Source organism: Rariglobus hedericola (assembly GCF_007559335.1).
GTDB lineage: Bacteria > Verrucomicrobiota > Verrucomicrobiia > Opitutales > Opitutaceae > Rariglobus > Rariglobus hedericola.
Map to the genome: position 1 here is coordinate 2,248,766 of NZ_VMBG01000001.1, position 11,044 is coordinate 2,259,809.

Sequence of the window (11,044 nt, forward strand, 5' to 3'; positions counted from 1 at the left end):
CATGGTCAACGTTCCCAAACTCCTCCGCCGCGGCCTTCTGGCCGCCAGCCTCATGGCTGTATCCGCTTTATCGCTACGCGCCCAGACTCCGGCGGCATCCACCTTCGCTCCGCTTCCTCCCGCCGAGTCGATCACCACGAATTCCGGCATGGAGACCGATGCCAACGGCGACAACTGGCCCGACGGCTGGCCCCAGCTCAAAGCAGGCGGCTCCTGGGAAAATGAAGAGGGCAACCACTTCATCCGCATGACCAGCCCTTCGCCCGGCGCGATGGTCATGCTTTACACCGAGATTCCCATTCCGGCCGGCACTCAAGCCTTGGAACTCACGTGGCGCCAGCGCGTCACCGGCCTCAAGCGCGGCAAGAACTCCTGGTTCGACGCCCGCATCATGATGGAATTCATGGACGCCTCCCGCGCCAAGGTCTCCCCCGCACCCAACCCCGCCGCAACCGGTAAAGATACCGCCGGCTGGGTCACGCGCAGCGCCTCGTTCCTCGTCCCCGAAGGCGCGGTCTATCTCAAGTTCATGCCCGCCCTCTTCAACGTCGAAGCCGGCACCTTTGATCTCGACGACATCGTCATCAAACCCGTCGACGCCGCCCCCATCAAAGCCGCCGCCGATGCCGCCGCCACCGCCCGCGCCGAAAAGCTCGCCGCCCAGACCGCCGCCAATCAGGCCAAGGTTGCCGCCAAGATTGAAGCCGGTGGAGCTATTCTCTCCAACGGCAATTTCGAAACGCCCAACAAGGCCGGTGATTTCGCCGCCGATTGGGCCAAGGCCGGCACTTGGGAAACCGATGCCGATACCGGCAATCGTTTCCTGCGCCTCACCTCCACCGAGCCCGGCAAGACGGTCATGAACTTCCGCAGCGTCATCCTGCCCGCCGGCGTCAAAGCCTTCGAGCTCACCCTCCGCTGGCGCATCACCAACCTCAAGCCCGGCGAGATGGGTTGGTTCGACGCCCGCATCATGATGGACATCAAAGACGCCGCCGGGAAAAAACTCTCGCCCGGTCCCGGTCCGCTCTATTCCCGCAACAACACCAAGGACGGCGCCTGGGTTGAGCGCACCACCAGTTTCCTGGTTCCCGAAGGCGGCGTCACCCTCGACCTCATGCCGTCCCTCTTTCAAGTGAAGGCCGGCACGTTCGATCTCGACGACATCGTCCTCAAGCCCACCGACCCCGCGATCATCCTCGCCAAACAAAAAGCCCGCGAAGAAGCCGCCGCCAAGGCCCGCGTGCCCGTCGAACAGGACAACAAGGCCAAGTGGCCGCCCGCCATCAAAGCCCAAGGCAACCGTCTCGTCACCATCGACGGCGGCAAAGAAGTCTGGCTCCAAGGCGTCAACGTCCCGTCCCTCGAATGGAGCGTCACCGGCGAACAGGTTCACAAATCCGTCGTCGTCGGCCTCGACGAATGGAAGGGCAATGTCATCCGTCTACCCGTCAAACACGACTACTGGTTCGGTCGCAAGGGCCAGACCGACGGCGGCGCCGCCTACCGCGCCATCATCGACCAGTGCATCACGCTCGCCGCCAACCGTGGCGCCTACCTCGTCCTCGATCTCCACGTTTATCGCGCCCCGAAGGACGAGTATCTGGAGTTCTGGACCGACGCCGCCACCCGTTACAAGAATCACCCCGCCGTCATCTTCGACTTGATGAACGAGCCCTTCGACACGTCGTGGGAGGTCTGGCGCAACGGCGGCTTCGTGGGCGAAAAACTCACCCCTGACCAGGCCGCGTTCCTCAGCGCCGAAGACAAGGCCAAGGCCCAGGGCTTCCAGTCCCCCGGCATGCAGAAGATGCTCGATACCGTCCGCGCCACCGGTGCCAAGAACATGGTGCTCGTCGGCGGCCTCGACTACGCCTACCGCCTCGACGGCATAATGGAAGGCTACGGCCTCGATGACCCGAACGGCCAGGGCATCATCTACGCCTGCCACATTTATCCGTGGAAGAGCCAGTGGCAGAAGATGCTCCTCAACGCCGCCGCCAAATACCCGATCCTCCTCGGTGAAGTCGGTGCCGACGCCAAGAAGATGACCTTCATGCCGCTCGAGCAGCAGGAGGATTGGGAGACGTGGACCCCTGCCATCCTCGGCCTCATCCAGCACCATAAGCTCAACTGGACCGCCTGGTGTTTCCACCCCGGCGCCAGCCCCCGCATGTTGCTCGACTGGGACTATACGCCCACGCCCTTCTGGGGCCAGCAGGCCAAGGACGCCCTCGGCGGCAAACAATTCCCGCCTCCCGACCGCCTCCGCTGATACCACTCCGTAGTTAAAGCGCGGATACGACTCCACGTCGTTCCGCGCTTTTTTCACGTCCCCTTTTTCCGTCTTCGAAATGAAACTCCTTAGCTTTACGATTTTACTCACAGCTCTTCTCGCCGCTTCGTTGTCCGCCCAGACTCCCTCGTCGCGCCCGGAAAAACTCACGCTCGTCAAAGGCACCGCGCTGACGATTTCGCCCGTCGACTGGCCCCCTGTAAGCCTCGGCGTCACTCAGCAGTCCGAGGGCGCCGATCATTTTTTGCGCCTAGTTGTCCACCCGCCCGTCAAGATCGTTTCACTCTCGCGCACACTCGTCGTGCCCGCCGGCACCGATGCGCTCTCGTTGAGCTGGCAGCAACGCATTACCGGCCTGAAACCCGGTGCGCAAAATGGCGATGCCCGCCTCGCATTCGAGTTCTTCGACGCCAATGACACCAAGATCGCGGCCACGCCTCCGTTTTCGTTTTATCGCGAGAACAGCAACGGCTGGGAAAACCAGACCACCCGCATCCCCGTGCCCTCGGGCGCACGCACCTTTCGCCTCACGCCCGCACTCGTTCGCCTGGAAGGCGGCAGCTATGACCTTGGCGGAATCACGGTGACTGCCGTTACCACCGCAACCGCCTCTGCGGCCTCAATACCCGCCGTGCCCGATCCCGCCGCGGGCAACACCGGCCCCACTCCCCGAGCGAGCGGCGCGCCACCCGAACTTCGCGTGCAAGGCAACCGCCTCGTCACCGTCAAAGGCGGCAAGGAGGTCTGGCTCCAGGGCGTCAACGTCCCGTCCCTCGAATGGAGCGTCAAAGGCGAGCGCATCCTCAAATCCATCGGCATCGCCACTGACGAATGGAATGCCAACGTCATCCGCCTGCCCGTGAAAGCCGACCACTGGTTCGGCAAAGGCACCAAGCACAACACGCAGACCGACGGTGGCGCCGCCTACCGCGACCTCGTCGACCAGGCCGTCGCCCTCGCCTCCTCCAAAGGCGCCTACCTCGTCCTCGATCTCCATCATTACCGCGCTCCCCGCCCGTCCGACCTCACCTTCTGGACCGACGCCGCCGCTCGCTACAAAAACAATCCCGCCGTCCTCTTCGACCTCCTCAACGAACCCCACGGCACCACGTGGGAAATCTGGCGCGACGGCGGTTTCCTCGAGGAAAAGAAAAAGCCCGGCGATGAGGATACGTTCCTCACCCCCGAGGAAAAACTGCACAACACGCGCGGCTACGTTTCTCCCGGCATGCAGAAGATGATTGATACCGTTCGCGCCACCGGCGCCAAAAACATCGTCGTCATCGGCGGACTCGACTACGCCTACGACCTCACCGGTATCGTCAGCGGCTTCGCCCTCAAAGACCCGAACGGCAACGGTATCATGTATGCCTCCCACGTCTATCCGTGGAAAAAATCCTGGCAGAAAAAGTTCCTCGATGCCGCCGCCAAGCACCCGATCCTGCTCGGCGAAGTCGGTGGCGATGCGAAGAAGATGTCCTTCATCCCCGCCAACCACCAGGAAGACGTCGCGACGTGGGTGCCCGCGATGCTCGGCCTCATCCAGAAACACCGCCTCAACTGGACCGGCTGGTGTTTCCACCCAAGCGCCAGCCCGCGCATGTTGTCCGACTTAAACTACACGCCCACGCCCTTCTGGGGACAGCCCGCCAAAGACGCCCTCGCCGGCAAGAAATTCCCAGAACCCGCCAAACTCCGCTAACTCATCATGACCTCCATCTTCCGTCCTCCGTCCTCTGTCCTCGGTATTCTGTTCTCTGTATTCCGCCTTCCGGCCTCCGTTCTCTGTCTTCTGTCCTCCGTCTTCCTCGCCGGCTCCATCTCCGCCGCGATCGATCCCACCCGCACCGGCAGTCACGCCTACCCGACCGACCCCGCCCCCGAGGCACCCAACCCCGCCCAATGGCCCAAGGAACTGAAAGTTTCCGGTAACCGTTTGGTGGATACGGATGGCCTCGAAGTCTGGCTGCAAGGCGTAGCCATCCCCGGCCTCGAAATCCGCCCCGAAGGCCACGGCGCCGTCCGCTCCACCATCGAGGCCATCGAAAACTGGAAGGCCAACTGCGTCCGCCTCGCCGTCATCGACACCTACTGGCGCGGCGAGGGCAAACCCGGCAAGGAAACCGCCGGCCAGTCCGACGGTGGCACCGCCTACCGCGCCATCATCGACGCCGCCATCAACGCCGCCGCCAACCGCGGAGCTTACCTCGTGATCGACCTCCACGCTTTCCGCGCGCTCAAAAACGAGCACCTCGATTTCTGGACCGACGTCGCCACCCGCTACAAAAACCACCCCGCCGTCCTCTTCGACCTCATCAACGAACCCCACGGCATCAGTTGGGAAGTCTGGCGCGATGGCGGCTTCGTGGCAGAGAAGAGCAAAAAAGCCATCGATGAATCCGCCTTCCTCAGCGAAGCAGACAAAAAGAAAAACGAAGGCTTCACCTCTCCCGGCATGCAAAAAGCCGTCGAGCACATCCGCGCCCTCGGCGCCCGCAACATCCTCATCGCCGGTGCACTCGACTGGGCCTACGACCTCTCCGGCATCGTGGACGGCTACGAACTCAAGGACACCGCCGAGGGCAACGGCATCATGTATTCCTCCCACATCTATCCGTGGAAAAGCGACTGGGCTGGCAAGGTCCTGCGCGCCGCCGAGAAACATCCCATCTTCCTCGGCGAAGTCGGCGTGGATAAAGTGAAAATGGATTTCCTCCCGCTGGACCGCCAGGAAGACCCCGCCACGTGGGCGCCCGACATGCTCGGCCTCATCCAGAAATACCGCCTCAACTGGACCGGCTGGTCCTTCCACACCTGGGCCACCCCCGTGATGCTCGCCGACTGGAATTACGCGCCCACGCCCTTCTGGGGCCAGCCCGCCAAAGACGCCCTCGCCGGCAAACAGTTCGAGCTCAAAAAACTCCGCTGAGCTTCCGCATGGAGGCGGGGACACGCCCCGCACCGAAGCACTTCAGCCAACGTGATTCGACTGCGGGATATCCGGCGATCATTACGCCTTCCACCACTCTCACCCAAAATCCTCCCATACCCCTTCGGGCAAAACCGAGATCGGACTCACCGGAACACCCCGCTCGTTGCGATGCAGCTGCGCGATCACCAAGTCCACCGCGTCCGCAGCAATCGCGCCGTTCTGCGTATTGATTCCCGGCAAACCCGGCTCCGGCCGATCCACCGTCACCATGCATTTTATGCGAGGCAGGGTTCGCAGCCAGTGCAGCGTTTCCTCCGACGGATTCATGCCAAAGACCAGCCCGTCCGCCTTCACTTTTTCCAACCACGCCAAGGTCTCCGCGCGGCTCTCCGGCAACCCAAACCGCACCATCGACAAAGCCTGCCGTGGCAACGGATAATTCGCCAGGAACGCCGCCTGATGGATTCCCTGCATATGCAGCTGGTGCGGTTCGAACAACACCGCCGCCGGGCGCGCACATCCCGCCGCGCGCAGCTTTTCCACCGCCGTCCACATATTCTGGTAATGATGATGTCCCGCGCGGTGTAGCGGCGGATGAAACTCCAGGTTCCCGATCAGCGCCGACGCAAAATGCGACCAGTTCCAATCCACCGTCGTCGAGTGCACCGCCAAAGGTGACGAAAACACCACGCCCGTGATTCCGCGCGTCAGCAGGACCTTCTCAAGCCGCGCCGGGGTCATGCCGTCGGACCCCAACCAAAATTCCTCCATGGCCCAGCCCAGCTCCTCCGCCCGTCTTTTCGCACAGGCAACCGTCGTCTGGCTAAATCGGTCCCTCAACCGATCCTCCTTCAACCCGTTTACCCAAACAAACGCGATTCGCTCCCGGTCGTGAATCTCCTTGGCCATGCGAATGCGGGCCATCAACGACCCCACCCGAGGATCGGCCGAATAACCCAGCCGTTTCGCCGCCGCCTTCACACGCTCCACGGTCTCCGGCAACACCCGCGGACTCCCCCGCAGCGCCAGTGACGCCGTCGAGGCCGCCACACACGCCTCGCGGGCCACTTTCATCAGGGAACAGGGTTGGATTCCAGCCATATGATCGAACGCATTCGACACTAAGCGACTTGGCCGTGCCCAGCCAAGATTTAGTTACTAAGAGCAGCATATTGCTTCCCCTGAAAATCCCCCGGGTCGCCACCTCAGCACCGAGTCCCGAGGAAACACGCCTACCCTAACCCCTGTTATGAAAACCTCTCCATCGCGCACCCCAAGCATTCGCTCCGCCTCTTCGGTGTTTCAACTTCCCGCCACCCTGCTAACCTTCGTCGCCGCCTTGACCATCAGCCCCTCTGCGTTCGCACAGGTGGACGGCAATTGGAATGTCGATTTGGCCGGCAACTGGAGCGCCGCCTCCAACTGGTCAAGCACCCCGACCGTTCCGGGCGGCATAGGCTCCGTTGTGAATCTTACATTCGACATCACGAATAACAGCGCCGTCACCATCGACACCACCTCCCGCACGGTGGGCACGCTGACCATCGGCGATCCCGTCGCCCCGATAAAATCCTACTACTTACTCGCCTCGGGTGGAGCGACGCTGATCATGGATAACGGCGGAGCCGGCGCGGTAATCAATTACCTCGGATTCGGGTTCGATGAAATTTCTGCCCCTATCGTTCTCAACGATACCTTGACGGTTAACTCCAGTGCCAGCGGTGCCTCTGTCAGGATCAAGGGCGGCATCACCGGAACCGGAAGTGTCACGTTTAACACAGGTTCCGGTCCTAACGCGGCTGGTGGCAACACAACGACCGGCGGCATAACCGGCATCAATAATATCGGCACGATCACCAATTCCGGCAGCGGCGTCGGCATCACCTCCCTTCTCGCAGTTGGCTCCAACGTGACCGACGTCATTCAGAACAGCGCCACCAGCGCCTTGTATCTCAACGGCATCAACGCCTACACCGGATCCACGATTATCAATAGCGGCCAGTTGCGACTGAACGGAGCGGGATCGATCCTTTCCAGCAGTCCGCTGGTGTTGGGCGGCGGCACACTGAACAGCCTGCAGACGGCGGGCAGCACGCAGGCGTTTGCCTCGACGACCGTGAACCGCGGGTTTTCGACCGTCACGAACGGCACCGCCACCAACACCGTCGCCCTCGGCGCAATCACGCGCAGCACAGGCGGACTGCTGAATATCTCTTCGCTCACCGGCACCACCACCACTGCCAACACGACCGATTCCTCCGGCATCCTCGGCACGTGGATCACGACCGGCACAGGCACGTCGTTACGATACGCGAGCGGCGGCAACGGCGGTGTCATCACCGCCCACATCAGCACGGTGGCGGCTGCTAATCTATCCGACGTCACCAGTGCCACCACCAATTACTCCTTCGCCGCCAATGCGACCCAGACGGGGAATATCACCGGCAATACCCTGCAATACATCGGCTCCGCCGCGGCAGCTTGGAACACGGGTAACTTCGGCGTCACGCTGAACGGTTTGATGAATGGCGGAAACAACAGCCTGACGCAAACGGGCACAGGCATCATCACGATCGGCTCCAACAAGGAACTGGTCATCCTGAGTAATAATAACAGAGCGATCTCGTTGGCTTCCGCGATAGCGGACAATGGAGGCGGCGCTTCGGCTATCACCTATGGTGGTCCGAGCGCGGGTGTCCTCACCCTCACCGGCGGCAACACTTACACTGGAGGCACCAACATCGCCAGCGGCACCCTGCAACTGGGCAACAACACCACGACCGGCTCACTGTCGGCCACCGGCGCCATTGTAAACAACGGTGTCTTTATCATCAAACGGAGCAATGCTGTGGCTCAAGGCACGGACTTCAGTTCGGCAGCCATCACAGGCACGGGCGCGTTTACTCAGGCCGGCACCGGCACAACGACGCTGAATGCTCTTAACACCTACACCGGCGCCACCACCATCAGCGCCGGCACCCTCGCCCTGGGCGCTGCCAACCGCATCGCTGACACAAGCAACCTCGTCATGGCTGGCGGCACTTTCGCCACCGGCGGTTTCAGTGAAACCCTCGGCACGCTCACCCTCTCCGCCAGTTCGATCATCGACCTAGGTAGCGGCACCTCCGCCCTCATCTTCGCTGATAGCAGCGGCACGACCTGGGGCAGCTCGATCAGTCTGAGCTTCATCAACTTCACCGCCGGCACGGACTCCATCCGTATCGGCACGAGCAACCTGGGCCTTACCAGCGGGCAGCTCAGCCAGATAACGATCAACGGCTTGGCAGCCATCATCGACAGCAGCGGCTACCTCGTCTCCGCCATCCCCGAGCCCTCGACCTACGCCATCTTCGCCGGTGCCGGCATGTTGATCTTTGCCGGCGTCCGCCGCAAAGCCCGCGGCTCCCGCACCCTTTAAACTTAGCCGTCGGCTATACCCCCCTCCACGCCTGCCGCCGACTAAGGCGGTGGGTTCGGCTACTGCCCGTCTTTTTCCCCGCTTTCTCCCCCCGTTTTTCATGCTCACGCCCTCCTCTCTTTTTCGCCTTTGCCTCGGACTCGCCGGCTCCTCGCTGGCGATGCTGTCGACTCCGTTGCATGCCCAGCCGGCATCCGTGCCCGGCGCGCCACCCGAGCTCCGCGTCCAAGGCAACCGCCTTGTCACCGTCAAAGACGGCAAGGAGGTCTGGCTGCAGGGTGTCAACGTCCCCAGCCTCGATTGGGGCGTCAAAGGCGAAAGCCTGCTCCTCTCCGTCGCCAAAGTGGTCGACGAGTGGAAAGGCAACGTCATCCGCCTTCCCGTGAAGGAAGAGTTCTGGTTTGGCAAAGGCACCAAGCACAACACCCGCTCCGACGGCGGACAATCCTACCGAGACCTCGTTGACAAGGCGATCGCCCTCGCCTCCAGCAAAGGCGCCTACGTCGTCCTCGATCTCCATCGTTACCGCGCCCCGCGCAAGGAATACCTGGATTTCTGGACCGACGCCGCCACCCGCTACAAAAACAATCCTGCCGTCCTCTTCGATCTTCTCAACGAGCCTCACGGGATCACCTGGCAAATCTGGCGCGACGGCGGCTTTGTCGAGGAAAAGAAAAAAGCCGGCGATGAAGACGCGTTCCTCACCCCCGAGGAAAAGCTGAACAACAAGCATGGGTTCCAGTCGCCCGGCATGCAGGCGATGATCGACGCCGTCCGCGCCACCGGTGCCAAAAACATCGTGGTCATCGGCGGGCTCGACTACGCCTACGACCTGTCCGGCGTCGTCAACGGCTTCGCCCTCACCGACAAATCCGGCAACGGCATCATGTATGCCTCCCACGTCTATCCGTGGAAAAAAGGCTGGCAGAAAAAGCTCCTCGATGCCGCCGCGAAGCACCCGATCCTCCTCGGCGAGGTCGGCGCCGACGCCAACAAGATGAAGTTCATCCCGGCCAACGCCCAGGAAGACGCCGCCACGTGGGTGCCCGCCATGCTCGGCCTCATCCAGAAGCACCGGCTCAACTGGACCGGCTGGGCATTCCATCCCAAGGCCAGCCCGCGCATGCTCCTCGATTGGGACTACACCCCGACCCCTTTCTGGGGACAACCCGCCAAAGACGCCCTCTCCGGCAAACAATTCCCCGCACCCGACCGACTCCGCTGACACCATGAATCCGCTTCGCCGATTCCTCCTGCTCGCCCTCGTCGCCTGCGTCAGTGGTGCCGCTGCGCAGGCCGCAGATGAGCCGCCCAAGCCAGACACCAAACCCCGCAACTACCCCAAGGATCCCGAAGCGGAGGCCGCCCGTCCTGAAAAATGGCCTTCGGAATTGAAGGTATCCGGTAACCGTTTGGTGAATACCGACGGCAATGAGGTGTGGTTGCAGGGCCTGGCCATTCCCGGACTTGAAATCCGTCCCGAAGGCCACGGTGCCGTCCATTCGACCATCGTCGGCATCGACGAATGGAAGGCCAATGTCATCCGTCTCGCCGTGAAGGATGAATACTGGTTCGGCCGCTCCAAGAGCCAGACCGACGGCGGCGCCGCCTACCGCGCGCTCGTCGATTCCGCCGTCAACGCCGCCGCCAACCGAGGCGCCTACATCGTCCTCGACAATCATCGTTACCGCGCCGTCCGCGACGAACACCTCGTGTTCTGGACCGAGGTCGCCCTGAAATACAAAAACCACCCAGCCGTTCTCTTCGAAATCATCAATGAGCCCCACGGTATTTCCTGGGACCTCTGGCGCGACGGCGGCTTTGTTTCCGAAAAGAAAAAGGGCGTCGACGAATCCGCCTTCCTGAGCGACGCCGAGAAAAAGCAGAACCAGGGCTTCGAGTCACCGGGCATGCAGCGCGCGGTCAACCTCATCCGAACCACCGGCGCCCGCAACATCATCATCGCCGCCGGTCTCGGCTGGTCCTTCAACCTCTCCGGCATCACCAAGGGCTACGAACTCAATGATCCTTCCGGAAACGGCATCATGTATTCGTGGCACGTCTACAACTGGCACAAGGGCTGGGAAGAAAACGTCCTCGCGACCGCCGCCAAGCATCCGATTTTCGTCGGCGAGGTCGGCGCGGATGTGAACAAGATGGATTTCCTTCCCTCCGAAATTCAGGAGAATCCTTACACTTGGGTGCCGGACATCCTCGGGTTCATCCAGAAGCACCGCCTCAACTGGACCGGCTGGTCCTTCCACGCCTGGGCCACGCCCGTGTTGATCTCCGACTGGAACTACACCCCCACGCCCGCCTGGGGCGTTCCCGCCAAAGCCGCGCTCTCCGGTGAACAATTCGAGCTGAAAAAAATGCGCTGATCCGCCGGTCGCTTTTC

General features: G+C 62.1%; 7 protein-coding genes. 6 read left to right on the forward strand and 1 reads right to left on the reverse strand.

Annotation, left to right across the window (positions count from 1 at the left end; translation table 11 throughout):
- Position 1: 1 nt before the first annotated feature.
- From FPL22_RS09770 to FPL22_RS09780, 3 genes are all read left to right on the forward strand, one after another.
- Positions 2 to 2,275: a glycoside hydrolase family 5 protein gene (locus tag FPL22_RS09770; protein ID WP_144230091.1), complete on the forward strand. Its 2,274-nt coding sequence runs from the start codon at positions 2 to 4 to the stop codon at positions 2,273 to 2,275.
- Between the two features lie 79 nt (positions 2,276 to 2,354).
- The gene (locus FPL22_RS09775) at positions 2,355 to 3,998 is read left to right on the forward strand and encodes a glycoside hydrolase family 5 protein (RefSeq protein ID WP_144230092.1); all 1,644 of its coding nucleotides are present in this window, start codon (positions 2,355 to 2,357) and stop codon (positions 3,996 to 3,998) included.
- 6 nt (positions 3,999 to 4,004) lie between these two features.
- A complete protein-coding gene (locus FPL22_RS09780; protein ID WP_144230093.1) occupies positions 4,005 to 5,225 on the forward strand; it encodes a glycoside hydrolase family 5 protein in 1,221 nt (406 codons plus the stop codon).
- Positions 5,226 to 5,324: 99 nt separating this feature from the next.
- On the opposite strand, the gene FPL22_RS09785 is transcribed toward FPL22_RS09780, so the two are convergent.
- Complete coding sequence (locus tag FPL22_RS09785; protein WP_162525249.1) at positions 5,325 to 6,302, reverse strand: LacI family DNA-binding transcriptional regulator; 978 nt, start codon at positions 6,300 to 6,302, stop codon at positions 5,325 to 5,327.
- 175 nt (positions 6,303 to 6,477) lie between these two features.
- On the opposite strand from FPL22_RS09785, the gene FPL22_RS09790 reads away from it, so the two are divergent.
- From FPL22_RS09790 to FPL22_RS09800, 3 genes are all read left to right on the forward strand, one after another.
- Positions 6,478 to 8,646, forward strand: a complete 2,169-nt coding sequence (locus FPL22_RS09790; RefSeq protein ID WP_144230095.1) for a beta strand repeat-containing protein — start codon at positions 6,478 to 6,480, stop codon at positions 8,644 to 8,646.
- 100 nt (positions 8,647 to 8,746) lie between these two features.
- Positions 8,747 to 9,871 (forward strand): glycoside hydrolase family 5 protein, encoded by a 1,125-nt coding sequence (locus FPL22_RS09795; RefSeq protein ID WP_144230096.1) that lies wholly within the window; start codon positions 8,747 to 8,749, stop codon positions 9,869 to 9,871.
- Between the two features lie 4 nt (positions 9,872 to 9,875).
- On the forward strand, positions 9,876 to 11,027 hold the full coding sequence (locus FPL22_RS09800) for a glycoside hydrolase family 5 protein (protein WP_144230097.1): 1,152 nt from the start codon (positions 9,876 to 9,878) through the stop codon (positions 11,025 to 11,027).
- The last annotated feature ends 17 nt before the right edge of the window (positions 11,028 to 11,044 follow it).

Excerpts from the sequence above, each read along its gene's own strand:
- FPL22_RS09770 (WP_144230091.1), top strand. The coding sequence starts at position 2 with ATGGTCAACGTTCCCAAACTCCTCCGCCGCGGCCTTCTGGCCGCCAGC.
- FPL22_RS09775 (WP_144230092.1), top strand. The coding sequence starts at position 2,355 with ATGAAACTCCTTAGCTTTACGATTTTACTCACAGCTCTTCTCGCCGCT.
- FPL22_RS09780 (WP_144230093.1), top strand. The coding sequence starts at position 4,005 with ATGACCTCCATCTTCCGTCCTCCGTCCTCTGTCCTCGGTATTCTGTTC.
- FPL22_RS09785 (WP_162525249.1), bottom strand. The coding sequence starts at position 6,302 with ATGAAAGTGGCCCGCGAGGCGTGTGTGGCGGCCTCGACGGCGTCACTG.
- FPL22_RS09790 (WP_144230095.1), top strand. The coding sequence starts at position 6,478 with ATGAAAACCTCTCCATCGCGCACCCCAAGCATTCGCTCCGCCTCTTCG.
- FPL22_RS09795 (WP_144230096.1), top strand. The coding sequence starts at position 8,747 with ATGCTCACGCCCTCCTCTCTTTTTCGCCTTTGCCTCGGACTCGCCGGC.
- FPL22_RS09800 (WP_144230097.1), top strand. The coding sequence starts at position 9,876 with ATGAATCCGCTTCGCCGATTCCTCCTGCTCGCCCTCGTCGCCTGCGTC.